Below are 21,761 nucleotides of genomic sequence, written 5' to 3'. Positions count from 1 at the left end.
CCCCCGCGTCAGCGGGCGCTCGCGGGCACCAGGCGCACCGGCCCGTACCAGGCCCGCGCGCGCGACTTCGTGTTGTCGCTGTCCGTCATGATCGCGATGCCCACGAGCGCGCCGGGCGCCTCGCCGAACGCGTGCCGGTAGTCGGCGGCGATGTCGCGCTCGTAATCGAGCCAGCGGTTCAGGCGTTGCGGACCGGACTCCACCACCAGTGTGCGGACGCGGCTCGTGCGCGGGCTGCGGATCACCGTGCCGGGTGGGCGGCGGTTGCCCCAAACGTACATCAGCGTCGCATAGGGCATGGGCTCGCCCGTGAGCGCGTGCGCGAGTTCGGACAGCGCGGTGTCGGCCGGCGAGAAGCGCGAGCGGTCGCCCTCGAAGGCGAGCACGATGCGCACCGGCGCGTCGTCGCGTTCGCGCAGCCCCAGGTCGGCCTGCGCGATCAGCTCGGGCACCTTCCACGAGAAGCGCACGCGACCGAGCTGGTGCGGCTCGATGCGCAGCACCTGCCGCAGCATGCTCGCGGAGGCGTTGGCCTGCACCGAGATCGCGTCGCGGCCTTCGTGGTGCGTGTACGTGAAGCGGGTGGGCGCCTTGCCCGGAAAGGTCCGGTGGTCCCAGGCGGGGGCGGCGGGGCCGGGACGGAAGCCGGACTGCCGTGCCCAGGGCGAGGAGGCGACGTCGGCCGGTGTGCGCGGCGGGCTGCTGCAAGCGGCCAGCAGGCCGGCCGCGGCAGCGGCGGCGAGCGCGGCGCGCGCGCGGCGCCGCAAAGGCAGGGAAGGCATGGCCCGCGATTGGACAATAAAAAAAGCCGCCCGAAGGCGGCTTTTCAAGTTTCTTGTTTTCTGCACCGGCCTTGCGGCCGGTTCGAAAATCAGAAGCTGTGGCGGACGCCGATGTCGAAACCGGAGCTGTCCTGGTTGGCCGCACCGACCAGGCCACCGCCCGTGCCGACGGCCAGGTTGGCGCCGTTGTCGTTGCTGATGTGCGCGTAGGTGGCGTACAGGGCCGTCCGCTTGGACAGGTTGTGCACGTAACCCAGGGCCCACTGGCTGGAACGGGGATCCGCACCGCCGGTGTCCAGCTTGGCGCGGCTGTAGGCCACGCGGATCTCGCCGGCGCCGACCGGCACCAGGGCGCCGACCAGCCAGGACTTCAGGCGGACGTCAGCACCGGCCACGTCGAAGTCGTAGCGGCTGTTGTCGTACATCGCCATGGCCTTGGCCATGCCGAAGTCCCACGAACCACCGATGTTCCAGGCGCGGACGTCCGGAGCAGCGACGGCCGGGTCGGTACCGTCGGTGCGGCCATAGGCCAGCGCGACGTTCCAGGGGCCGGAGCCGTAGCCGACGCGGGCGCCCATGTAACGGCCCTGGTCGTTGCCGCCGGAGATTTCGTCCCAGGCGTAGTTGACCTGGCCGTAGAAGCCGCCCAGGTTCGGGGGCAGGAAGTAGCCGACCATGTTGCTGGCGCGGACGGCGTTGGGATCCGCACCGGTGGCGGTCTTGGCGCGCAGGGTGACGTTGGTGCCCACGCCGTTGGTGCCGAACGGATCGAAGACCGTCAGGTTCCAGAACGTCGGGGTGTAGTCACGGCCCAGGCGCAGTTCGCCCCAGCCGCTGGCCAGGCTGACCGTCGAGCGACGCTGGAACATGAAGCCGCCGGGGGTGCCGTTGTCGTTGGACAGCGAGCCTTCCAGCCAGAAGGAGGCCGACATGCCGCCACCCAGGTCTTCCGTGCCGCGGAAGCCGAGGCGCGAGCTGTTGTAGCCGGAGTTCGTCAGGCCGGTGAAGTTCGACTGGCCATCCACGCGATAGTGGCTGACGGCCGCGTCGACGATACCGAACAGGGTGACCGACGACTGGGCGGAAGCCGCGCCAGCGAAGGCCATCACGGCCAGCGCAATCAGGGACTTTTTCATGCAAGTTTCTCCAAGGTTAAACAAGGGCTCCGGTTCGCATGGGTCTTCGAATGCAGGCACGCTCGCGTCCCCACCGGATCCCCGGGCCAACCTCCTTTTGGGAAGTTGTTGCTATTCCACCAGAGCCCCCTAGCTCGGGCAAAGCATTTAGCGGGGAAAAGCGGCTTTCGTTGCGGTCGGACAACAAGGTTTCCAAGGTCGAGTGGAACCGGCGCAACAACTCGTCACGCGATTTCGCATGCCGGGATGACGTGTCGCGGAAGCGATGGCCGGCGGCATCCGCCCCGGGCCGCTGGCGCACGTCCTAAACTCGCCGCATGGACCGTCTTCTCGGCGCCTTCGACCAGGCCTTGCGCACGCTGTTCGCCAAGCGCCGCGGGACGCGCCCGTGCCCCATCGTCCCCGCCGAATCCACGCACCTCGGCGCGCAGGAAAAAAGCCATGCCGCCGCGCTGATGCGCGTCAACCATGTGGGCGAGGTCTGCGCGCAGGCGCTCTACACCGCCCAGGCCATGGCCACGCAGAACGACGCCCTGCGCGCGCAGCTGGAGAAGGCGGCGCGCGAGGAGACCGACCACCTGGCGTGGACGCAGGCGCGGCTGGACGAACTCGGTGCGCGGCCGTCGCTGCTCAACCCGCTCTGGTACGCGGGCGCCTTCGGGCTCGGCCTGGTGGCCGGGCGGCTCGGCGACCGCGTGAGCCTGGGCTTCATCGTCGAGACCGAGCGCCAAGTGGAAGCGCACCTGCAGAGCCACCTCGATCGCCTGCCGGCGGCGGACCACGCGTCGCGCGCGATCGTGGCGCAGATGAAGGACGACGAAGCCGCGCATGCGGCGAGCGCGCAGGCCTCGGGGGCGACGGAGTTGCCGCAGCCGGTGAAGCTGGCGATGCGGGCGGCGGCGAAGGTGATGACCACCACCGCGCATTACATCTGAAAGCTGGGGTTCGCTGCGCTCACCACCAGCCTACGGGCCACTCCGGCGGCTGTTCGTAGGCTGGTGGTGAGCGCAGCGAACCCCAGCGCCTTCAGTCCTCGACCAGCTCGAAGCTCGTCGTCATCTCCGCCGTCTTCGCCAGCATCGCGCTCGCGGAGCAGTACTTCTCGTGGCTCATGGCGATGGCGCGTTCCACCGCCGCCTGCGGCAGCTGCCGGCCGCGCACGGTGAAGTGCATGTGGATCTTCGTGAACACCTTGGGATCGGTGGTGGCGCGCTCCGCGCTCAGCTTCACCGAGCAGCCGCGCACGTCATGGCGCCCGCGCTTGAGGATCAGGACGACGTCGTAGGCAGTGCAGCCGCCCGTGCCGGCCAGCACGGTCTCCATGGGCCGCGGCGCCTGGTTGCGGCCGCCGTTCTCGGGCCGGGCCTCGTCGGGCGCGCCATCCATCGCCAGCACGTGGCCGCTGCCCGTTTCCGCCACGAATCCCATCCCCGAGCGGGCGCCGCTGGCCCCCGTCCACGTCACCGTGCATTCCATCGTCTTCGTTCCTGCTGAGGCTTGCGTGCAACGCGACACTTGTGCATTGCAGCAAAATTCCGTTATACTCGGACCACAGCATAGCGATTCCGCTAAGCACCGCCGGACGGGAGGCCAACGCCCCCGGAAGGCCTGAAGCTTGTCTCCTCCACCCTCCTTTGGTGGATTTAGCCCCTGGATCGCAAGGTCCCGGGGCTTTTTTCTTGCCCGCGAGGCGGCGCCGGCCGCCTCTTATGATGCCCGCGCCATGAAGAAACAACTGCAGCCGGAGGATTACCTGAAGAAGATCCTCACGGCGCGCGTCTACGACGTTGCCGTCGAAACCCCGCTGGAGCCGGCCCGCAGCCTCAGCCGCCGCCTGCACAGCAAGGTGCTCCTCAAGCGCGAGGACCAGCAGCCGGTGTTCAGCTTCAAGCTGCGCGGGGCGTACAACAAGATGGCGCACCTGTCGCCCGAGCAGCTGCAGCGCGGCGTGATCTGCGCCTCGGCCGGCAACCACGCGCAGGGCGTCGCGCTGGCGGCGCACCGCATGGGCGCGCGCGCCGTGGTGGTGATGCCCGTGACCACGCCGCAGCTGAAGGTCGACGCCGTCAAGACGCTGGGCGCGGAGGTCGTGCTGCAGGGCGACAGCTATTCCGACGCCTACGAGCACGCGCGCACGCTGTGCGAGCGCGAGCAGCTGACCTTCGTGCACCCCTTCGACGATCCGGACGTGATCGCCGGCCAGGGCACCATCGCGATGGAGATCCTGCGCCAGCACCAGGGGCCGCTGGACGCCGTGTTCGTGGCGATCGGCGGCGGCGGCCTCATCGCCGGGGTGGCGAGCTACATCAAGTCCGTGCGCCCCGAGGTCAAGGTGATCGGCGTGCAGATGAGCGACTCCGACGCGATGGCCCGCTCCGTCGCGGCCAACAAGCGCGTGGCGCTGGGCGACGTGGGCCTGTTCTCCGACGGCACGGCCGTGAAGCTGGTGGGCGAGGAGACCTTCCGCCTGGCCCGCGAGCTGGTGGACGAATTCATGCTGGTCGACACCGACGCCGTCTGCGCCGCGATCAAGGACGTCTTCGTCGACACGCGCAGCATCGTCGAGCCCGCCGGCGCGCTGGCGGTGGCCGCGATCAAGCAGTACGTGGCCGGCCACAAGCGGCGCGGCGAGACCTACGCGGCGATCCTGTGCGGCGCCAACATGAACTTCGACCGCCTGCGCTTCGTCGCCGAGCGGGCGGAGGTGGGCGAGGAGCGCGAGGCCCTCTTCGCCGTGACCATCCCCGAGGAGCGCGGCAGCTTCCGCCGCTTCTGCGAGCTGGTGGGCACGCTGCCCGGCGGCCCGCGCAACGTCACCGAGTTCAACTACCGCATCAGCGACGCGCAGAAGGCGCACGTGTTCGTGGGCCTCACCACGCACGGCAAGGGCGAGTCGCCCCGCATCGCCGCCAACTTCACCCGCCAGGGTTTCCACGCGCTGGACCTGACGCACGACGAACTGGCCAAGGAACACATCCGCCACATGGTCGGCGGCCCCTCGCCGCTGGCGCAGGACGAGCGCCTGCTGCGCTTCGTGTTCCCGGAGCGGCCCGGCGCGCTCATGAAGTTCCTGTCGCACATGAAGCCGAACTGGAACATCTCCCTGTTCCACTACCGCAACCAGGGCGCCGACTACGGCCACATCCTCGTGGGCCTGCAGGTCCCCAAGAGCGAGGACCGCGCCTTCAAGGCCTTCCTGGACACCCTCGGCTACCCCTCGATCGAGGAAACCGCCAATCCGGTCTACCAGCTGTTCCTGCGCAGCCCGGCCCCCGGCGCGGCCCAGGCCCGCTAGCATCCGCGCGTGGCCGAATTCCGCGACCGCTTCGATCTCTTCGCCCGCCGCTTCGCGCTGGCGCTGCAGCACGCCACCCGCGTGCGCGTGGGCGGCGCGCTCGCGCCCGACCCCGAGCCGGATGACGAGGCGATCCGCGCGAGCGGCGCCCACCTGCCCGGCGCCGGCTGGGTGGTCGGCATCGCGGCCTGCCTGTCCTTCGCCCTGGCCGCGCTCGCCTTGCGCGGCACGCCCTGGAATGCGGCCGTCGCCGCCGTCGCCTCGACCATGGTGACCGTGGCCCTCACCGGTGGCCGGCACGAGAGCGCCCTGTTCGGCGTGGCCGAACGCGCGCAGCCCGGTGCGGTCGCGGGCGTGACGACGCTGGTGCTGGTGCTCGCCGGCAAGCTGGCGCTGCTGGCCGCCATCGCGTCCTTCTCCGAGGCCGGCATCATGGCCGCGCTGTTCGCCGCGCACGTGGTGTCCCGCGTGGCGCCGCTGGCGCTGGCCCGCGGCCTGGGCGGAAGCACCGAGCCGGGCGCGCTCCCGGTCGCGGCCCTGTGGTGCGCGATCCCGCTCGCGCTGATGCTGCTGGCCGACGGCGTGGCCTTCCTCGTGCTGCCGCTGCTGCTGGCGGCGCTCGCCTGCGGGGGCATGCTGCTGTGGTGCCGCCGGCGCGGCCACGACGCCGCCGAACTGGCCGCCGTGCAGCAGGTGTGCGAGCTGGCCTTCTACCTGGGCGCCGCGATCGGCGCCTGAGCCGGCCGGGCGATCCCGGGCAGCGGCGGCAACTCCAGCGTGACGAGCCCGTTGCCGCGCGCCGCCAGCACGGCCTGCCGGCCCTGCACCGACTGCAGGACCACGCCTTCCTCGATCGCCTGGCCCACGCGGTAGGGCCGCGCCGGCTTGCCGTCCACCGCGATCAGGGCCGCGCCGTGGCCGGAGCGGCTCTCCGCGACCACGCCCACGAGCTGGAACCGGCTCGCCAGCGCGGGTTGCGGCGCGCCGACGGCCGCCACGGCGGCGGCCGGCGTGCTGCCCAGCAGCCGGGCGATGGCCGCCGGATCCGCGGGGGGCACGCTGCGCGGCGCCGCGGGCGGCACGGCACGCTCGCGCCCGCTGCCGCCAAGCTGCAGCGCCCACCAGGCGGCGCTGGCCGCCGCGAGCGCCCACAGCGCGAAGGTCGCGCCGCGCACCGTCCACGCGGCGGAGGTTGCGGTCCACATGCGGCGATTATCATTGAAGCGATGTCGCCCACCTCCGCTTTCCGCCTGCGCGCCCGCGTGCGCGCCACGCTGGTCCAGGCCGGTTTCACCCTGATCGAGCTGATGGTGGTGCTGGTCATCATCGGCGTGCTCGCCGCGCTGATCGTGCCCAACGTGCTGGAACGCGCCGACGATGCCCGCGTCACCGCCGCGCGCACCGACGTCAACAACCTGATGCAGGCGCTGAAGCTGTACCGCCTCGACAACCAGCGCTACCCCACGGGCCAGCAGGGCCTGCAGGCCCTGGTGACGCGCCCCACCGAGCAGCCCGTTCCGGCCAACTGGAAGCCCTACCTGGACAAGCTGCCGAACGATCCCTGGGGCCGGCCCTACCAGTACCTCAACCCGGGAGTGAAGGGCGAGATCGACGTCATGTCCTTCGGCGCCGACGGCCAGCCCGGTGGCGAGGGCAAGAATGCCGACATCGGCTCCTGGCAGTAGGGCCGACCCCGCGCCCCGGCGCCGGCGCCGCGCCGGCTTCACGCTGCTCGAACTGCTGGTGGTGGTGTCCATCATCGCCATCGCCTCCGCCGGTGTTTCCTTCGCGTTGCGCGACGCCGGCGGTGCGCCGCTGGCGCGCGAGGGCGAGCGGCTGGCGGCCCTGCTGGAATCGGGCCGCGCGCGCTCGCGCCTGACCGGGCAGCCCGTGCGCTGGATCGCCACCGAGACCGGCTTCCGCTTCGAAGGCCTGCCGCCCGACGCGCTGCCGCAGGGCTGGCTCGAGCGCGACACCCGCGTGGAAGGCCGCGGCGTGCTGGTGCTGGGCCCCGAGCCGGTGATCGGCCCGCAGGCGGTGGTGATCACCAGCGCGGAGCATCCCGAACAGAGCGTGCGCGTCGCCACCGACGGCGTACGCCCCTTCAAGGCCGCCGCCGCTTCGCCATGAAACCCGCGCGCGGCTTCACGCTGATCGAGGTGCTGGTGGCGCTGGGCATCGTGTCCATCGCCCTGGTGGCCGGCCTGCAGGCGAGCGCCGCGCTCACGGCGAATGCGCAGCGCCAGTCCGACGTGCTGCTCGCGCACCTGTGCGCCGAGAACGAGCTGGTGCGCATGAAGCTCGCGAAGCAGCTGCCGCCCGTGGGCGACGCGCAGCAGGACTGCGAGCAGGCCGGGCAGGCCTTCACCATCCGCATCAAGGTGGCGACCACGCCCAACCCCAGCTTCCGCCGCGTCGACGCGCAGGTGTTCTCCAACGCCTCGCCCATCCTGCGGCTGTCGACCGTGATGGGGCGCTACTGATGCGGCGCGCGCGCGGCTTCACGCTGGTCGAGCTGCTGGTCGCGCTGTTCGCGCTGGCCCTGCTCGCGAGCCTCAGCTGGCGCGGGCTGGACGGCATGATGCGCGCGCGCGAGGCGACGGAGACGCGCGCCGACGAAGTGCTGTCGCTGCAGACCGGCCTGGCGCAGTGGACCGCCGACCTCGACGCGATCGCCGCCTTCCCGCCGGTGCCGCCGCTGGAGTGGAACGGCCAGGTGTTGCGCCTCACGCGCCGCAGCAGCCTGTCGGCGGCCGAGGGCGTGCGGGTGGTCGGCTGGACCCGGCGCGGCGGCGAGTGGCTGCGCTGGGAGTCGCCGCCGGTGCGCACCCGCGGCGACCTCGACACCGCCTGGCAGGAAGCCGACCTCTGGGCGCGCAACCCGAGCGCGGCGATGCGGCAGCGGGAAGTCGTGATCGCCCCGCTGGCCGACTGGCAGGTCTTCTTCTTCCGCGGCGATGCCTGGAGCAACCCGCAGTCCACGTCCGGCGGGCAGCCGGTCGCGGGCGGCGGCGGGCTGCCCGACGGCGTGCGCCTGCTGCTGGACCTGCCGCCGGGCCGCGCCCTCTCGGGCCGGCTGCAGAAGGACTGGATGCGTCCGACGCTCACGCCATGAAGACGCGCACGCACCGGGGCGCCGCGCTGCTGGCGGCCATGCTGACGGTCACGCTGGTGGCCACCTTCGCGGCCGCCGCGCTGTGGCAGCAGTGGCGCAGCGTCGAAGTGGAAAGCGCCGACCGCTCGCGCGTGCAGTCGGCCTGGATCCTCAACGGCGCGCTCGACTGGGCGCGGCTGATCCTGCGCGAGGACTTCCGCGCCGACCGCACCGACCACCTGGCCGAGCCCTGGGCCGTGCCGCTGCAGGAGGCGCGCCTGTCCACCTTCCTCGCCGCCGACCCGGACAACAACGGCGACATGGGCGACGCCGAGAACGTGTTCCTCTCCGGCGAGATCAGCGACCTGCAGGCCAAGCTCAACGTCGCGGACCTGGTGCAGGCCGGCTCGGTGCAGACACGCTGGCTGGAGACCTTCCAGCGCCTGTTCGACGTGCTGGGCCTGCCGCAGACCGAGCTGGCGCGGCTGGCCGAGAACCTGCGCTTCGCCGCGGACATCAGCGTGGACAACCGCAACGCGGCGCGCGCCCCGCTGATGCCGCAGCGCGTGGAGCAGCTGGTCTGGCTGGGCGTGGCGCCCGAGACCGTCGCCGCGCTCGAACCCTACGTGACGGTGCTGCCCGCCAGCGCCACGCGGGTGAACATCAACACGGCGCCGGCCCAGGTGCTCTACGCCGTCGGCCGCAACCTGAGCCTGGCCGACGCCAAGCGCCTGGTCACCGAGCGCGAGGTCCAGCACTTCCGCAACGTGGCCGACGTGGCCAAGCTGCTGCCCAACGCGCAGTTCGAGCTGACGGCCGCCTCGGTGGACACGCAGTACTTCCAGGTGATCGGGCGGCTGCGCATCGACCAGGTGGTGATCGAGGAGCGCTCGATGGTGCAGCGGGTCGGCCTGAACGTGCGCGCGCTGCAACGCGAGCGCGGGGCCTTCGAAAGCTTCGCCCCGCAGGCGGGGATGCGCTAGCGAACTTTGAAAAATCCGCTGCGCGGATTTTTCAAAGTTGTTTGATCAGTGTGAGAAGGATCCGGCTTTGCCGGTCCTTCTCACACATGCCAAGCCTCTGAAAAAAGTCGTTCACGACTTTTTTCAGAGATGGTGCCACCTACAATCCCCCGCAGTTCATGAGCACGCTCGTCGTCTCCCTGCCGCCCGAAGCGTCCACCGTGGCAACGGAGTGGGCCTATGTGCTCACGCCCGACGGGCGCACCGCCGCCGACCAGGGGCAGGCACCCGCGGCCCTGCTGCCGCAGCCGCGCGGCGCCGGCGCCGAAGTGGTGGCCGTCGTGCCGGTGCGGGCGCTGGCCTGGCATCGCGTCGACCTGCCCAAGGGCATCGCGCCCGGCACGCCGCGTCTGCGCGCCGCGCTCGAAGGCCTGCTGGAAGAACAGCTGCTGGACGACACGGAAGCGGTGCACCTGGCCCTGCAGCCCGGCGCCCGCGGCGGCGAGTCCGCCTGGGTCGCCGTGTGCGACCGCGCCTGGCTGCGCGCCGCGCTGCAGGCGCTCGAAGCCGCCGGACGCCACGTGAGCCGCATCGTCCCCGAGTTCGCGCCCGAAGGCGCGCTGTCGCTCACCGCGCTGGGCGATCCCGAACAGCCGGTGCTGGTCGCGAGCAGCGCGCAGGGCGTGCTGTCGCTGCCGCTCGCGGCCGCCACCCTGCCCCTGCTGCCGGCGCTGCGCGAGGACACGCCGCGCTTTGCCGAACCGGCGGTCGCCGGCCTGGCCGAGCAGCTCCTGCCGCAACCCTGGACGCTGCAGCAGGCTGGGGAGCGCTGGCTCGAGTCCGCGCGCAGCCGCTGGGACCTGGCGCAGTTCGACCTGGCCAGTTCCTCGCGCACGCGCGTGCTGAAGAAGATCGCCACCGGCTGGGCCGCCGTCCTGCACGACACGGCCTGGCGGCCGGCGCGCTGGGCCGCCGTGCTGCTGGTGGCCGTCAACCTGGTGGGACTGAACGCCTGGGCCTGGAAGGAACGCGCCAGCCTGGAGACCAAGCGCGAGGCGGTGCAGCGCACCCTGCGCGAGACCTTCCCGCAGGTGCGCGTGATCGTCGACGCGCCCGTGCAGATGGAGCGCGAGGTCGCCCTGCTGCGGCAGCAGACCGGCATGGCCTCGGCGCGCGACCTCGATGCGCTGCTGGCCGCGCTGGCCGCGGCCCTGCCGCCGGGCCGCAGCCCCGCGTCGCTGGACTACGCCGGCGGCCAATTGCGCGCCGGCGGGCTAGGCCTCTCCGCCGACGAAGTGCGCGCCACGGCCGCCCAACTGAAGCCCCTCGGCTACAGCGCCAGCGCGGACGGGGACGTGCTGCTGGTGGCCGCGGAGGACGTGCGATGAAGGCGGAGCAACTGCGCGCGCACTGGGCCGCCCTCGCTCCGCGCGAGCAGGCGCTGGTCGCCGCCGCCGCGGCGCTGGTGGCGCTGGCGCTCGTGTGGTGGATCGCACTGGCGCCGGCGCTGGCCACGCTGCGCTCCGCCGAGGAACAGCACCGCACCCTGGACGCGCAACTCGAGCAGATGCGGCGCCTGCAGGCGCAGGCCCGCACGATGCAGGCGCAGCCGCGCCAGCCGCCGGGCGAGTCGCTGCGGCAGCTGGAAGCCGCGATCCGCGAGCAGCTGGGCGTGAGCGCGCGCTACAACATCGCGGGCGAGCGCGTCACCCTGACCCTCACCAACGCACCGGCCTCGGCCCTGGCCCAGTGGCTGTCGCAGGTGCGCACCAACGCGCACGCCATTCCCGGCGAGGCGAAGCTCACGCGCAACGCCTCCGGCGGCTGGGACGGCACCGTCGTGGTGACGCTGCCCGCCCGCTGACGTTGCGCATGGCGACCCGCGCGCAGCGTCGTCCCGCCCGCCCCGCACCCTGGGGCTGGGGGGTCGCCGGCGCGATCCTGGGCATCCTCGTGGCGGTCGTCGCCTTCGCGCCGGCGCGCTGGCTGGCCGCGGGCGTGGAGCGCGCGACCCAGGGCCAGGTGGTGCTGGCCGAAGTGCGCGGCACCGTCTGGGGCGGCTCGGCGCGGCTGGTGCTGACCGGCGGCCCCGGCAGCACCGATGCCGCGGCCCTGCCCGGGCGCGTCGCCTGGGAGATCCATCCGCGCTGGGACGGCCTGGCCGCCCGCCTCTACGCCCAGTGCTGCACCGCGCAGCCGGTGGACCTGCGCGCGCACCTGCGCTGGGGCGGCGCGCGCGTGCAGGTGGCGGACCATCGTTCGAACTGGCCGGCCAGCGTGCTCGCGGGCCTCGGCACCCCCTGGAACACATTGCAACTCGAAGGTGAAGTGCAGCTCGCCACGCAGGGCCTTTCAGTAGAATGGGTCGCAGGCCGCCCGGCGGTGTCCGGGCGGGCCGAACTGGTGGCGTCGCGCGTCGCGTCGCGCCTGTCTACCCTGAGGCCCATGGGCAGCTACCGCATCACGTTGGCAGGCGGCGCGCAGGCGAGCCTGCGCCTGGAGACGCTGGAAGGCAGCCTGCTGCTCTCCGGCACCGGCCAATGGGTCGGCCAGCGCCTGCGCTTCCGTGGCGAGGCGAGCGCCACGCCGGGGCGCGAGGCGGCCCTGGCCAACCTGCTGAACATAATCGGGCGCCGCAGGGGCGAGCGCTCCATCATCTCGATCGGCTGAAGTACCCGCATGAACCAACGATTCGCCGCCGCGACGATCGCCCTCGCCCTCCTGCTGGGCGCCGGCCCCGGCACGGTGCTGGCGCAGCGCGCGCGCGAGCCGGTCACCCTGAACTTCGTCAACGCCGACATCGAGGCGGTGGCGCGCACCATGGCCGCCATCACCGGCCGCAACATCGTGGTGGACCCGCGCGTGAAGGGCACGATCACGCTGTCGACCGAGCGGCCGGTCGCGCCGGAAGCGGCGTTCAACCAGTTCGTGGCGACGCTGCGCCTGTCGGGCTACACGGTGGTGACCTCCGGCGGCCTGTTGAAGGTCGTGCCCGAGGCCGAGGCCAAGCTGCAGGGCGGCGCCGTCTCCGTGGACGGCGTGGCGAGCGGCAGCCAGATCGTCACGCAGATCTTCCGCCTGAACTTCGAGAACGCGGCCAACCTGGTGCCCATCCTGCGGCCGCTGATCAGCCCCAACAACACGATCAACGTGAACCCCGGCAACAACTCGCTGGTGATCACGGACTACGCGGACAACCTGCAGCGCCTGGGCCGCATCATCGCGGCGCTGGACGTGTCGAACGCGACGGACGTGGAAGTGATCAACCTGCACCATGCGCTGGCCGTGGACCTGGCGCCCATCGTGCAGCGGCTGGTGGAAGCCTCCGGCGGTCCCACGACGCCCGCCACGCCGACGGCGCCGGGGCTGGCGGACACCTCGTACCGCACAACGGTGATCGCCGAGCCGCGCAGCAACTCGCTGATCGTGCGCGCCGCCAATCCGGCGCGGCTGAACCTGGTGCGCTCGGTCGTGGCGCGGCTGGACGTGCCCAGCGCGGGCACGGACGCCGGCAACATCCACGTCGTCTACCTGCGCAACGCCGAGGCGACCAAGCTGGCGACGGTGCTGCGCGCGGCGCTCGCGAGCATGAACCCGAACGGACCCGTCGGCGGCGTCGCCGGCGTGGTGTCGGCGCCCTCGCCCAGCACCGTGACCGGCCTCAGCGCGCCGGGCGCCGGCACCGGCACCAGCGCGTCGAACGCGCCGATCACGCCCTCGGCCCAGCCCTCCACCGGCGGCCAGATCCAGGCCGACCCGGCGACCAACTCGCTGATCATCACGGCGCCGGAACCGCAGTACCGGCAGCTGCGCGCCGTGATCGACCAGCTCGATGGCCGCCGCGCCCAGGTGCTGGTGGAAAGCCTGATCGTGGAGGTGAACGCCGAGAAGGCGGCCGAGTTCGGCATCCAGTGGCAGAACATCATCGGCAACACCGGCAGCAGCGTGGTGGGCTTCCTCGGCACCAACTACCGCGCGGCCGGCACGGGCGGCACCAACATCATCGACCTCGCGATCGGCGCGGCCACCGGGCAGGTGCTGCCGGCGACCGGCTTCAACATCGGCGCGGCGCGCAACATCAACGGCACCTTCGTGCTGGGGCTGCTGGCGCGCTTCCTGGAGGCCAACACCGACGCCAACGTGCTGTCCACGCCCACGCTGCTGACGCTGGACAACGAGGAAGCCAAGATCGTGATCGGCCAGAACGTGCCCTTCGTGACCGGCCAGTTCACCAACACGGGCGCCACCAGCAACTCGGTCAACCCCTTCCAGACGATCGAGCGGCGCGACGTCGGCCTGACGCTGCGCGTGAAGCCGCAGATCAACGAGAACGGCACCGTGCGCCTGACGATCTACCAGGAGGCGTCCAGCGTGCAGCCGGGCACCGAGAAGGACGCCAACGGCCCGACGACCAACAAGCGCACGATCGAATCCAACGTGCTGGTGGACGACGGCTCCGTGGTGGTGCTGGGCGGCCTGCTGGAAGACCGCTACGGCGGCAGCCAGGACAAGGTGCCCGGCGTCGGCGACGTGCCGGTGCTGGGCAACCTGTTCAAGAGCGAGGCGCGCCGCCGCACCAAGAGCAACCTGATGGTGTTCCTGCGGCCGGTGGTGATCCGCGACACGGGGCAGAGCGACGCGCTGTCGATCGACCGCTACGACCTGATGCGCACCAAGCAGCAGAACGCGCAGCCCACGCCCAGCTCGGTGGTGCCGGTGAACGGGGCGCCGATCATGCCCGAGGTGACCACCGTGCCGCCGCCGCTGAACACCTGGGCGCCGCTGGTGGCGCCGCCGGCGACCACCGCGCCCAGCGTGCGCTGAAGCCCATGCGCTACCCCCTGCCGTACGCGTTCGCGCGCAGCCAGCAGCTGCTGCTGGAGGACGACGGCGAGCAGCTGGTGCTGTGGCACGCGGGCACGCCGGCGCCGGCCTGGAGCGAGGTGCTGCGCAAGTACCCGGTGCGCAGCCTGCAGCAGCTGGAGGCCGCGGCGCTGGCGCAGCGCATCAGCGCGGCGTATGCGCAGGGCGAGTCGAGCGCCGCGACCGTGGTGAGCGAGGTGCAGAACGACGCCGACCTCTCGCGCATCATGCAGGAGCTGCCCGCGGTGGAGGACCTGCTGGAGGCGAGCGACGACGCGCCCATCATCCGCATGCTCAACGCGCTGCTCACGCAGGCGGCGCGCGACGGCGCGAGCGACATCCACATCGAACCCTACGAGCGCCATTCCAGCGTGCGCTTCCGCGTCGACGGCACGCTGCGCGAGGTCGTGCAGCCCAACCGCGCGCTGCACGCGGCGCTGATCTCGCGCCTGAAGATCATGGCGGAGCTGGACATCGCGGAGAAGCGGCTGCCGCAGGACGGCCGCATCTCGCTGCGCATCGGCACGCGCGCGGTGGACGTGCGCGTCTCCACGCTGCCCAGCGCGCACGGCGAGCGCGCCGTGCTGCGCCTGCTGGACAAGAGCGAGAGCCGCATCAGCCTGGAGGCCGTCGGCATGACGGGCGCGACGCTCGAGCGCTTCCTCGGGCTGATCGAGCAGCCGCACGGCATCATCCTCGTGACCGGCCCCACCGGCTCGGGCAAGACCACCACGCTGTATGCGGCGCTCAGCCGGCTGGACGCCGGCAGCAGCAACATCATGACGGTGGAAGACCCGATCGAGTACGAGCTGCCCGGCATCGGCCAGACGCAGGTGAACCCGCGCATCGACCTGGACTTCGCCAAGGCGCTGCGCGCGATCCTGCGGCAGGACCCCGACGTGATCATGATCGGCGAGATCCGCGACTACGAGACGGCGCAGATCGCCATCCAGGCCTCGCTGACCGGCCACCTGGTGCTCGCCACGCTGCACACCAACGATGCGGCCAGCGCCGTCACGCGCCTGACCGACATGGGCGTGGAACCATTCCTCCTGAGCTCGTCGCTGCTGGGCGTGCTGGCGCAGCGCCTGGTGCGCAAGCTGTGCGAGTACTGCAAGGTGGAAGTCGAAGGCGTGGCGCGCGGCTGCCAGCACTGCGGCTACACCGGCTACCACGGCCGCACGGGCATCTTCGAGCTGATGATCGCCGACGAACGCATCCGCGCGCTGGTGCACAAGCAGGCGTCGGAAGCGGAGATCCGCGAGGCCGCGCTCGCGGCCGGCATGCGGCTGATGCGCGACGACGGGGAACGGCTGGTGCGCGAGGGCATCACATCGCGCGAGGAAGTGCTGCGCGTGACGCGGGATTAGTTCTCGTCATCCCCGCCCCACCTTCGTCATCCCCGCGCAGGCGGGGACCCAGGGCTCCCGGTATTCAGTGCACCCGCTCCGGCGGGTTCCCCGGCCCAGGCTCCTTCACGGGGTACTGCGGCCCGCGCTCCTTCTCCATCGGCGGCGCCTTGGGCTTGTCGTCCTTCGGCATCGGCGGGACCGGCTGCGGTTGATGCTGCTGCTGTTGCTGCTGCTGCGCGCTCGCCGCGGGCTTGCCCGTCAGCGGCTGGAACTTCGCCTTGAACATCACCATGGCCGCGCCCCTCAGTCCGGCTGCTGGACGAAGTCCGTGTGGCCGCCCACGCCGGGCTGCTTGTCCCGCGACACCTTCTCGTTGGGCACCAGCTCGCGCGGGTCGTCGTCCACCTGCGGCTTGGGTTGCGGAATGGTCCCGCGCTCCGGCTGCGGATGCGCGAGCCCGTGGTCGATGGGGGTGCGATCTTCAGGCATGCCTGTCATGGTGCGCGCGCGCGCGGGGAGGCGGCTTAGGCCCGCTGCGCGGGCCCGCCTAGTCCGGGTCCGCGCGCGGGTGTCGGCACCTGACTACAGCGGCTCGGCCGTGGCCAGGCGCGTGCGCCGGGTGCGGCGCCGTCCGACAGGGCGACGCACCTGCCGCGCCTATGTTCATGGCACAACAAGGAACAAGCAGATGGCCATCCCGCTCTCGCTGCAAGCCGGGCTCTGGGGCCTGCTCGCCGGCGGCGCACTGGTGCTCGGCGCTGCCATCGCCTGGTTCGTGCGCGTGCCGCAGCGCCTCATCGCCGGCGTGATGGCCTTCGGCGCGGGAGTGCTCATCTCGGCGCTGGCCTTCGAGCTCATGGACGAAGCCTACCGGCGCGGCGGCTTCGACGCGACGGCGGCCGGCTTCCTCGGCGGGGCGGCCGTGTACACCGTGGCCAACTGGGCGCTGGCGCGCTACGGCGCCAAGCACCGCAAGCGTTCGCAGGGCCAGCAGCCCTCCGAAAGCGAGGACGCCGGCAGCGGCATGGCCATCGCGATCGGCGCGCTGCTGGACGGCATCCCGGAATCCATCGTCATCGGGCTCAGCCTGCTGGCGGGCGGCGCGGTGAGCTTCGTCGCCGTGATCGCCGTGTTCCTGTCGAACGTGCCCGAGGGATTGTCGAGCGCGGCGGGCATGAAGAAGGCGGGGCGCTCCGCCGCCTACGTGTTCGGCGTGTGGGGCGCCATCGCGCTGGCTTCCGGCGCCGCCGCCTGGGTGGGCTGCGCCGTCTTCAAGGACTTCTCCGCCGACGTGGTGGCGGGCACGACGGCGGTGGCGGCGGGCGCGATCCTGGCGATGCTGGCGGACACCATGATTCCGGAGGCCTTCGAGGACGCGCACGATGCGTCGGGCTTGATCACGGTGGCGGGGTTCCTGGCGTCGTTCATGCTGTCGAAGCTCGGGAGCTGAGGCGCACGAGTTGCGGGGGAAAGAGGAACGTAGTAACGTTGCTACTCACGAGAACGCATGGATCATCGCGTGACCACCATCCTCTCCAGTCGCGAGTTCAACCAGGACACGGCAGGCGCCAAGAAGGCAGCCGCGAAAGGCCCCGTGGTCATCACGGACCGGGGCCAGCCGGCGCATGTCCTCCTCACTTACGAACACTATCAGGAGCTCACCGGCACGAAGGCGGACATCGTCACGCTGCTCGCCATGCCCGAAGCCGCGGCGATCCAGCTCGAACCGGTGCCGGCGGATGCGCCCTACCGTCCCGCCGAATTCACCTGATGTTCCTGCTCGACACGAACGTCATCTCCGAGTTGCGCAAGGCGCCCAGTGGGCGCGTGGACGCGAACGTCGTGGCTTGGGCCAGATCGGTGCCGACGGCGGACCTGTATCTCTCCGCGATCACCGTCCTCGAACTGGAGCTGGGCATCCTGCAAGTGGAGCGGCGCGATGCCGCGCAAGCAGCGGTGTTGCGCAAGTGGATGAACGAACACGTCCTGCCGGCATTCGCCGGTCGCATCCTTCCGGTGGATGTCGCGGTCGCCCTTCGCTGTGCCGCCCTGCATGTCCCCACCCGCCGCGCGGAGCGCGACTGCCTCATCGCGGCGACCGCGATGGTTCATGGCATGACGGTTGTCTCCCGGAACGTCGGTGATTTCGCGTTCGCGGGTCTCGAGCTGCTGAATCCCTGGAGCGGAAACGCAAACAGCCCCTGACGCCCGCTAACCGAACACCTTGCCGATCAGTTCGCGCACAACGGGCAGGTAGATCGCCGGCGCGCGGTTCGCCAGCGTGACCAGCCCGAAGCGGGCGTTGGCATTGAGCGCGGGACTTACCTTCACCTGCACCAGCCGTGGGCAGCTGTCCTGGATGGCCAGCGCGACGGTATCGCTCTTCAGCGCCACTTCCTGGACATGGGCGATCTCGTCGCTGGTGAGCGTCACCATGACTTGCGGATGCGCGCGCTCGCCGTAGCGCTCCACGAGGATGCGGGCGAGTTCGTCGCTGAGCGGGGTGGACGCGATCGGAAAGCGCGTGAGCTGCGCGAAGGACACCTTGGACGCCTTCGCCAGCGGATGCCCCCGGCGGCACAGGAAGGCGCCGGTCGATTCCACCACCTGCTCGACGCGCAGGTCCGGCGCGGGCGGCAGCGAGCGCAGGTCGACCACCACCGCATCCACGTGCCTGTCGCGCAGCATCTGCGCCAGGCTCAGCGTGTTGGAGCGCACCACGTCCAGGTGGAAGCGCGGGAAGTGCCGGGCGAAGTGGAGCATGACCGGCTCGGTCAGCATGGCGCCGGGCCCCGAGCTCAGGCCCAGGCGCAAGCGCCCCGTGGCCGACGCGCCCAGCACCTTTCCGCTGTTCTGCAGCTGCGCGGCGTCTTCCAGCAGCAGTTCGCTTTTCTGCAGCACTTCCTGGCCGAAGCGGGTGAGCACGATGCGCTTGCCGACGCGGTCGAACAGCAGCTGGCCGAGGTCTTCCTCCAGCGCCTTGATGCTGCGGCTCAGGGCGGGCTGCGTCATGTGCAGCAGGCCCGAGGCCTTCACGAAGGAGCCCGCCCGGGCGAGGGCGACGAACTGGCGCAGTTGCACGAGGGTCATGCGTTCATGCCTTTCTGGTCATTAATTTGTGCTGGAGAATGCATTGGACGTCAACACGGACCGCCGCCTAGGATGCCCGCTCCGCCATCCTCCACAAGGAATTCGACATGCGATCCGTCCTGAAACTCGTGCTCGCCGCGGTGGCCGCCGCCACCGTGGGGACGTCGGCCCTGGCGCAGGCCTTTCCGGCGAGGCCGGTGACCCTGCTCGTCCCCTACCCCGCCGGCGGCGTGTCGGACGTGATCGCCCGCACCCTCAGCAACACGCTCGCGAAGCACCTGGGCCAGTCGGTCGTGGTGGAGAACCTGGGCGGGGCCGGCGGCGGCATCGCCGCGCAGAAGGTCCTGAACAGCCCGGCGGACGGGCACCTGATCTTCCAGGGCTCGCCCAACGAGCTGATCCTGGCGCCGCTGGCCAACTCCGCCATCAAGTACAGGAGCGAGGACTTCCGGCTGGTGCAGATGATCACCATCAACCCGCTCGCGCTGTTCGCCCGCAAGGACCTGCCCGCGAACAACGGCGACGAGCTGGTGGCGTACGCCAGGAAGGCGGCGGCGCAGGGCAAGCCGCTGACCTTCGCCAGCGTCGGCCCCGGCTCCATGTACCACCTGCTGGGCGAGCACATGTCCAAGGTGATCGGCGTGCCGATGACCCACGTGCCGTACAAGGGCATCGCGCCGGCGCAGCAGGACCTGCTGGCCGGCCTGGTGGACATCTTCATGACGCCGTACGGCAAGGGCCAGGTGCAGTTCGTGCACGACGACAAGCTGAAGGCCGTCGCCGTGTTGTCCGCCGAGCGCCAGGAGCTGCTGAAGGACGCACCGCCGCTGAACGACAGCGCCGCTCTGAAGGGTTTCGTCTTCGACACCTGGGCCGGCTACTTCGTCCACAAGGACACGCCGGAGCCCGTCGTGCAGGCGCTGCACAAGGCACTGGGCGAGGTCGCGAACGACCCGCAGGTGCGCGCCGCGCTGGAAGCGCAGGCCATGATCGTGCCGCGGCCGCAGCCGCTGCCCGCCCTCGGGAAGCTGTACGTCGAGAACACGGCCAAGTACCGCGCGATCGCCAAGTCCATGAACCTGCAGGCGCAGTGACGGAAAGCGCCAGCCCGCGCATGCAGGAGCCGTACCTGGGCGAGGCGCTCGCCACGCGCGTCGGGGAGTTCGTCCAGCTGCGGCGCGACATCCACGCGCATCCCGAGCTGGCCTTCCAGGAACACCGCACCGCGGCACTCGTGGCGGAGAAGCTGCGGGCGTGGGGCTACGAAGTGGCCACCGGCGTCGGCGGCACCGGCGTGGTGGGCCGGTTGCGGCGCGGCAACGGCGGCCGGACGCTGGGACTGCGCGCCGACATGGACGCCCTGCCGATCCAGGAAGCGAGCGGGAGCGCGTGGGCCAGCCGCACGCCCGGCGTGATGCACGCGTGCGGCCACGACGGCCACACGGCGATCCTGCTCGCGGCCGCCCGGCAGATCGCGGAGGACGTCGACTTCGACGGCACGCTGAACCTGATCTTCCAGCCGGCCGAGGAAGGCGGGGGCGGCGCGTTGCGGATGCTGGAGGACGGATTGTTCGACCGGTTTCCGTGCGACCGGGTCTTCGCCTTGCACAACATGCCCGGCATCCCCGCAGGCCACTTCGCCTTCCGCTGCGGGCCCTCGATGGCATCGAGCGACTACGTGACGATCACGCTGCGCGGACGCGGCGGGCACGGCGCGATGCCGCATGCCGCCAGCGACACCGTCGTGGCGGCGGCGTCGCTCGTGATGGCGCTGCAGACCATCGTGTCGCGCAACGTCGATCCGCTGCGGACGGCGGTGGTGACGGTCGGCGCCCTGCACGCGGGGCAGGCGAACAACGTCATTCCGGCGGAAGCGGTGCTGGAGCTCAGCGTGCGCGCGCTCGATGCGCAGGTGCGCAGGCTGGTGAAGGAGCGCATCCATGCGATCGCCGACCTGCATGCGCGCGGGTTCGGCGTCGAGGCGGATGTGGACTGGCGCGACGGCTACGCCGTGCTGGTCAACGCGCCGGAGCCCACGGCGCTGGCGGTGACGGTGGCGCAGCGGCTGTTCGGCAACGAGCGTGTGGTGGTCGATGCAGCCCCGCAGACCGCCAGCGAGGATTTCGCCTTCATGCTGGAGCGCGTGCCGGGTTGCTACCTGTTCGTGGGGAACGGGGCGGGCGCGGGTGCGCTGGGCGCCTGCATGGTCCACAACCCGGGGTACGACTTCAACGACGCCATCATCGAACCGGCGTCGCTGTTCTGGCAGGAACTGGTGCGGGAGTCCTTGCGGGCGGGCGGGTAGGCCATCACCGGGCCGCTGCCTACCCCTGGCAGCCGCCGCTGCGAGAATGCGGCTTGCGCGATCGCGCGCGGCGGCGCCGGTGCGCCGCCCGACCCGACATCGAAGGCGGACGTCACCGACCCGGCCGCCGTGCTGCGCCTGGTCGACGAAGCCGAAGCGCGCAAGGGCCCCGTGACGTCCTGGTGAACTCCGCGGGCGCCGCGGCGCGCCGGCCCTTCGCCGAGCTGGACGCAGCCGCCTGGCACGGCGCCATGGAGGCCAAGTTCCACACCTACGTGAACGTCATCGACGTCGTCATCAAGCGCATGGCGGAGCGCAAGAGCGGCGCGGTGGTCAACGTCATCGGCATGGGCGGCAAGTTCCCTTCGGTGACCCACATCGCCGGGGGTTCCGCCAATGCGCGGACGTGGTGGTGTACCTGAGCTCGGCGCGGGCGTCGTATGTCTCGGGGGCGATCGTGAACATCGACGGGGCGAGCTCGCCGGCGGTGGTTTGAGCGGCGCCTGAAAGAGAAAACCCGCAGGAACCGGAGGTTCCCTGCGGGTTTTTTTGTTGGTGGCCTGGGGCGGAATCGAACCACCGACACGCGGATTTTCAATCCGCACAAGAAGAGCGGTGATTGGTATTGACTGGTGTAGATCGAGTTCCATGTAGGCAGCATTTCCTATTTGCTGCAATCACTTAGGGCGGCGATTCTCGGACTTTTAGATCCATCGGCGTTGAGTTGTTTGGGCACAATCCGCCTACACAACGCCTACATGACTCACAGAATCGATCGATGAAGAAGCGGGAAAAAATCAGTCTCTGAACCGCGCCGGGAATCTCGGAGACTCGTTGGTGTGAGTCAGACGATTATTTCTGACTCGGCGAGTTGGCGATAGT

The 21,761-nt window shown here is 70.9% G+C and carries 26 protein-coding genes; 19 read left to right on the top strand and 7 right to left on the bottom strand.

Features of this window, described 5'->3' with window-relative positions; all coding sequences use genetic code 11:
* Window positions 1-8: 8 nt before the first annotated feature.
* Both ACY0MJ_RS21835 and ACY0MJ_RS21830 read right to left on the bottom strand, forming a co-directional pair.
* A complete protein-coding gene (locus ACY0MJ_RS21835; protein ID WP_462640666.1) occupies window positions 9-782 on the bottom strand; it encodes a DUF3047 domain-containing protein in 774 nt (257 codons plus the stop codon).
* A gap of 89 nt (window positions 783-871) precedes the next feature.
* The gene (locus ACY0MJ_RS21830) at window positions 872-1,918 is read right to left on the bottom strand and encodes a porin (RefSeq protein ID WP_462640665.1); all 1,047 of its coding nucleotides are present in this window, start codon (window positions 1,916-1,918) and stop codon (window positions 872-874) included.
* Window positions 1,919-2,235: 317 nt separating this feature from the next.
* On the opposite strand from ACY0MJ_RS21830, the gene coq7 reads away from it, so the two are divergent.
* Complete coding sequence (coq7, locus tag ACY0MJ_RS21825; protein ID WP_462640664.1) at window positions 2,236-2,853, top strand: 2-polyprenyl-3-methyl-6-methoxy-1,4-benzoquinone monooxygenase; 618 nt, start codon at window positions 2,236-2,238, stop codon at window positions 2,851-2,853.
* Window positions 2,854-2,944: 91 nt separating this feature from the next.
* On the opposite strand, the gene ACY0MJ_RS21820 is transcribed toward coq7, so the two are convergent.
* Window positions 2,945-3,394, bottom strand: coding sequence for an OsmC family protein (locus ACY0MJ_RS21820; RefSeq protein WP_462640663.1), 450 nt, complete (start codon window positions 3,392-3,394; stop codon window positions 2,945-2,947).
* Window positions 3,395-3,641: 247 nt separating this feature from the next.
* Between ACY0MJ_RS21820 and ilvA the strand changes: the two genes are divergently transcribed.
* On the top strand, window positions 3,642-5,213 hold the full coding sequence (gene ilvA, locus ACY0MJ_RS21815; RefSeq protein ID WP_462640662.1) for a threonine ammonia-lyase, biosynthetic: 1,572 nt from the start codon (window positions 3,642-3,644) through the stop codon (window positions 5,211-5,213).
* A 9-nt stretch (window positions 5,214-5,222) separates the two neighbouring features.
* On the top strand, window positions 5,223-5,951 hold the full coding sequence (locus tag ACY0MJ_RS21810) for an adenosylcobinamide-GDP ribazoletransferase (protein WP_462640661.1): 729 nt from the start codon (window positions 5,223-5,225) through the stop codon (window positions 5,949-5,951).
* On the opposite strand, the gene ACY0MJ_RS21805 is transcribed toward ACY0MJ_RS21810, so the two are convergent.
* Window positions 5,924-6,418: a type II secretion system protein N gene (locus ACY0MJ_RS21805; protein ID WP_462640660.1), complete on the bottom strand. Its 495-nt coding sequence runs from the start codon at window positions 6,416-6,418 to the stop codon at window positions 5,924-5,926. The genes ACY0MJ_RS21810 and ACY0MJ_RS21805 overlap by 28 nt on opposite strands.
* 21 nt (window positions 6,419-6,439) lie before the next feature.
* Here ACY0MJ_RS21805 and gspG point away from each other — a divergent pair, with 21 nt between their 5' ends.
* The 10 genes from gspG to gspE all read left to right on the top strand — a co-directional run bounded on the left by gspG (window position 6,440) and on the right by gspE (window position 15,502).
* On the top strand, window positions 6,440-6,898 hold the full coding sequence (gene gspG, locus ACY0MJ_RS21800; protein ID WP_462640659.1) for a type II secretion system major pseudopilin GspG: 459 nt from the start codon (window positions 6,440-6,442) through the stop codon (window positions 6,896-6,898).
* Window positions 6,873-7,343, top strand: coding sequence for a prepilin-type N-terminal cleavage/methylation domain-containing protein (locus ACY0MJ_RS21795; protein WP_462640658.1), 471 nt, complete (start codon window positions 6,873-6,875; stop codon window positions 7,341-7,343). Before gspG ends, ACY0MJ_RS21795 begins: the two co-directional genes overlap by 26 nt.
* Entirely contained in the window at window positions 7,340-7,696 is a 357-nt protein-coding gene (gene gspI / locus ACY0MJ_RS21790) for a type II secretion system minor pseudopilin GspI (protein WP_462640657.1), read from the top strand. Before ACY0MJ_RS21795 ends, gspI begins: the two co-directional genes overlap by 4 nt.
* The gene (locus ACY0MJ_RS21785; RefSeq protein ID WP_462640656.1) at window positions 7,696-8,328 is read left to right on the top strand and encodes a PulJ/GspJ family protein; all 633 of its coding nucleotides are present in this window, start codon (window positions 7,696-7,698) and stop codon (window positions 8,326-8,328) included. Before gspI ends, ACY0MJ_RS21785 begins: the two co-directional genes overlap by 1 nt.
* Window positions 8,325-9,290, top strand: coding sequence for a type II secretion system minor pseudopilin GspK (gspK, locus tag ACY0MJ_RS21780; RefSeq protein ID WP_462640655.1), 966 nt, complete (start codon window positions 8,325-8,327; stop codon window positions 9,288-9,290). Before ACY0MJ_RS21785 ends, gspK begins: the two co-directional genes overlap by 4 nt.
* A 158-nt stretch (window positions 9,291-9,448) precedes the next feature.
* Window positions 9,449-10,657, top strand: coding sequence for a type II secretion system protein GspL (gspL, locus tag ACY0MJ_RS21775; RefSeq protein WP_462640654.1), 1,209 nt, complete (start codon window positions 9,449-9,451; stop codon window positions 10,655-10,657).
* Window positions 10,654-11,133, top strand: a complete 480-nt coding sequence (gspM, locus tag ACY0MJ_RS21770; protein WP_462640653.1) for a type II secretion system protein GspM — start codon at window positions 10,654-10,656, stop codon at window positions 11,131-11,133. The genes gspL and gspM overlap by 4 nt, the downstream gene beginning before the upstream one ends.
* An 8-nt stretch (window positions 11,134-11,141) precedes the next feature.
* Window positions 11,142-11,939, top strand: coding sequence for a type II secretion system protein N (gene gspN / locus ACY0MJ_RS21765; protein ID WP_462640652.1), 798 nt, complete (start codon window positions 11,142-11,144; stop codon window positions 11,937-11,939).
* Between the two features lie 9 nt (window positions 11,940-11,948).
* Complete coding sequence (gene gspD, locus ACY0MJ_RS21760) at window positions 11,949-14,093, top strand: type II secretion system secretin GspD (protein ID WP_462640651.1); 2,145 nt, start codon at window positions 11,949-11,951, stop codon at window positions 14,091-14,093.
* Window positions 14,094-14,098: 5 nt separating this feature from the next.
* Window positions 14,099-15,502 (top strand): type II secretion system ATPase GspE, encoded by a 1,404-nt coding sequence (gene gspE, locus ACY0MJ_RS21755; protein WP_462640650.1) that lies wholly within the window; start codon window positions 14,099-14,101, stop codon window positions 15,500-15,502.
* 64 nt (window positions 15,503-15,566) lie between these two features.
* On the opposite strand, the gene ACY0MJ_RS21750 is transcribed toward gspE, so the two are convergent.
* Together ACY0MJ_RS21750 and ACY0MJ_RS21745 are read right to left on the bottom strand one after the other, a co-directional pair.
* The gene (locus tag ACY0MJ_RS21750) at window positions 15,567-15,776 is read right to left on the bottom strand and encodes a hypothetical protein (protein WP_462640649.1); all 210 of its coding nucleotides are present in this window, start codon (window positions 15,774-15,776) and stop codon (window positions 15,567-15,569) included.
* Window positions 15,777-15,787: 11 nt separating this feature from the next.
* Window positions 15,788-15,973, bottom strand: coding sequence for a hypothetical protein (locus ACY0MJ_RS21745; protein WP_462640648.1), 186 nt, complete (start codon window positions 15,971-15,973; stop codon window positions 15,788-15,790).
* Between the two features lie 199 nt (window positions 15,974-16,172).
* Between ACY0MJ_RS21745 and ACY0MJ_RS21740 the strand changes: the two genes are divergently transcribed.
* From ACY0MJ_RS21740 to ACY0MJ_RS21730, 3 genes are read left to right on the top strand one after another with little or no spacing between them, the layout of a single operon-like run.
* Entirely contained in the window at window positions 16,173-16,934 is a 762-nt protein-coding gene (locus ACY0MJ_RS21740; protein ID WP_462640647.1) for a ZIP family metal transporter, read from the top strand.
* Between the two features lie 57 nt (window positions 16,935-16,991).
* Window positions 16,992-17,255 carry a type II toxin-antitoxin system prevent-host-death family antitoxin gene (locus ACY0MJ_RS21735; RefSeq protein WP_462640646.1) on the top strand — a complete coding sequence of 88 codons (264 nt, stop codon included), beginning with the start codon at window positions 16,992-16,994 and terminating at the stop codon, window positions 17,253-17,255.
* Window positions 17,252-17,689, top strand: a complete 438-nt coding sequence (locus ACY0MJ_RS21730; protein ID WP_462640674.1) for a PIN domain-containing protein — start codon at window positions 17,252-17,254, stop codon at window positions 17,687-17,689. Before ACY0MJ_RS21735 ends, ACY0MJ_RS21730 begins: the two co-directional genes overlap by 4 nt.
* A 6-nt stretch (window positions 17,690-17,695) precedes the next feature.
* Here the strand turns inward: ACY0MJ_RS21730 and ACY0MJ_RS21725 are convergent, their stop codons facing one another.
* Window positions 17,696-18,574, bottom strand: coding sequence for a LysR family transcriptional regulator (locus tag ACY0MJ_RS21725; protein WP_462640645.1), 879 nt, complete (start codon window positions 18,572-18,574; stop codon window positions 17,696-17,698).
* Window positions 18,575-18,681: 107 nt separating this feature from the next.
* Here ACY0MJ_RS21725 and ACY0MJ_RS21720 point away from each other — a divergent pair, with 107 nt between their 5' ends.
* The 3 genes from ACY0MJ_RS21720 to ACY0MJ_RS21710 all read left to right on the top strand — a co-directional run bounded on the left by ACY0MJ_RS21720 (window position 18,682) and on the right by ACY0MJ_RS21710 (window position 21,301).
* A complete protein-coding gene (locus tag ACY0MJ_RS21720; protein WP_462640644.1) occupies window positions 18,682-19,668 on the top strand; it encodes a Bug family tripartite tricarboxylate transporter substrate binding protein in 987 nt (328 codons plus the stop codon).
* Window positions 19,669-19,688: 20 nt separating this feature from the next.
* Window positions 19,689-20,879, top strand: coding sequence for a M20 aminoacylase family protein (locus ACY0MJ_RS21715; RefSeq protein WP_462640673.1), 1,191 nt, complete (start codon window positions 19,689-19,691; stop codon window positions 20,877-20,879).
* A gap of 182 nt (window positions 20,880-21,061) precedes the next feature.
* Complete coding sequence (locus ACY0MJ_RS21710) at window positions 21,062-21,301, top strand: SDR family NAD(P)-dependent oxidoreductase (protein ID WP_462640643.1); 240 nt, start codon at window positions 21,062-21,064, stop codon at window positions 21,299-21,301.
* Window positions 21,302-21,761 lie beyond the last annotated feature (460 nt).

The sequence above is a fragment of the Ramlibacter sp. bp-362 genome, from assembly GCF_054956735.1.
This window is presented reverse-complemented; position numbering and strand designations above follow the sequence as displayed.

What these genes read in the sequence shown, in the direction of transcription:
- ACY0MJ_RS21835 (WP_462640666.1), bottom strand. Translation starts at nt 782, where the DNA reads ATGCCTTCCCTGCCTTTGCGGCGCCGCGCGCGCGCCGCGCTCGCCGCC.
- ACY0MJ_RS21830 (WP_462640665.1), bottom strand. Translation starts at nt 1,918, where the DNA reads ATGAAAAAGTCCCTGATTGCGCTGGCCGTGATGGCCTTCGCTGGCGCG.
- coq7 (WP_462640664.1), top strand. Translation starts at nt 2,236, where the DNA reads ATGGACCGTCTTCTCGGCGCCTTCGACCAGGCCTTGCGCACGCTGTTC.
- ACY0MJ_RS21820 (WP_462640663.1), bottom strand. Translation starts at nt 3,394, where the DNA reads ATGGAATGCACGGTGACGTGGACGGGGGCCAGCGGCGCCCGCTCGGGG.
- ilvA (WP_462640662.1), top strand. Translation starts at nt 3,642, where the DNA reads ATGAAGAAACAACTGCAGCCGGAGGATTACCTGAAGAAGATCCTCACG.
- ACY0MJ_RS21805 (WP_462640660.1), bottom strand. Translation starts at nt 6,418, where the DNA reads ATGTGGACCGCAACCTCCGCCGCGTGGACGGTGCGCGGCGCGACCTTC.
- gspG (WP_462640659.1), top strand. Translation starts at nt 6,440, where the DNA reads ATGTCGCCCACCTCCGCTTTCCGCCTGCGCGCCCGCGTGCGCGCCACG.
- ACY0MJ_RS21795 (WP_462640658.1), top strand. Translation starts at nt 6,873, where the DNA reads ATGCCGACATCGGCTCCTGGCAGTAGGGCCGACCCCGCGCCCCGGCGC.
- gspI (WP_462640657.1), top strand. Translation starts at nt 7,340, where the DNA reads ATGAAACCCGCGCGCGGCTTCACGCTGATCGAGGTGCTGGTGGCGCTG.
- ACY0MJ_RS21785 (WP_462640656.1), top strand. Translation starts at nt 7,696, where the DNA reads ATGCGGCGCGCGCGCGGCTTCACGCTGGTCGAGCTGCTGGTCGCGCTG.
- gspK (WP_462640655.1), top strand. Translation starts at nt 8,325, where the DNA reads ATGAAGACGCGCACGCACCGGGGCGCCGCGCTGCTGGCGGCCATGCTG.
- gspL (WP_462640654.1), top strand. Translation starts at nt 9,449, where the DNA reads ATGAGCACGCTCGTCGTCTCCCTGCCGCCCGAAGCGTCCACCGTGGCA.
- gspM (WP_462640653.1), top strand. Translation starts at nt 10,654, where the DNA reads ATGAAGGCGGAGCAACTGCGCGCGCACTGGGCCGCCCTCGCTCCGCGC.
- gspN (WP_462640652.1), top strand. Translation starts at nt 11,142, where the DNA reads ATGGCGACCCGCGCGCAGCGTCGTCCCGCCCGCCCCGCACCCTGGGGC.
- gspD (WP_462640651.1), top strand. Translation starts at nt 11,949, where the DNA reads ATGAACCAACGATTCGCCGCCGCGACGATCGCCCTCGCCCTCCTGCTG.
- gspE (WP_462640650.1), top strand. Translation starts at nt 14,099, where the DNA reads ATGCGCTACCCCCTGCCGTACGCGTTCGCGCGCAGCCAGCAGCTGCTG.
- ACY0MJ_RS21750 (WP_462640649.1), bottom strand. Translation starts at nt 15,776, where the DNA reads ATGGTGATGTTCAAGGCGAAGTTCCAGCCGCTGACGGGCAAGCCCGCG.
- ACY0MJ_RS21745 (WP_462640648.1), bottom strand. Translation starts at nt 15,973, where the DNA reads ATGCCTGAAGATCGCACCCCCATCGACCACGGGCTCGCGCATCCGCAG.
- ACY0MJ_RS21740 (WP_462640647.1), top strand. Translation starts at nt 16,173, where the DNA reads ATGGCCATCCCGCTCTCGCTGCAAGCCGGGCTCTGGGGCCTGCTCGCC.
- ACY0MJ_RS21735 (WP_462640646.1), top strand. Translation starts at nt 16,992, where the DNA reads ATGGATCATCGCGTGACCACCATCCTCTCCAGTCGCGAGTTCAACCAG.
- ACY0MJ_RS21725 (WP_462640645.1), bottom strand. Translation starts at nt 18,574, where the DNA reads ATGACCCTCGTGCAACTGCGCCAGTTCGTCGCCCTCGCCCGGGCGGGC.
- ACY0MJ_RS21720 (WP_462640644.1), top strand. Translation starts at nt 18,682, where the DNA reads ATGCGATCCGTCCTGAAACTCGTGCTCGCCGCGGTGGCCGCCGCCACC.
- ACY0MJ_RS21715 (WP_462640673.1), top strand. Translation starts at nt 19,689, where the DNA reads ATGCAGGAGCCGTACCTGGGCGAGGCGCTCGCCACGCGCGTCGGGGAG.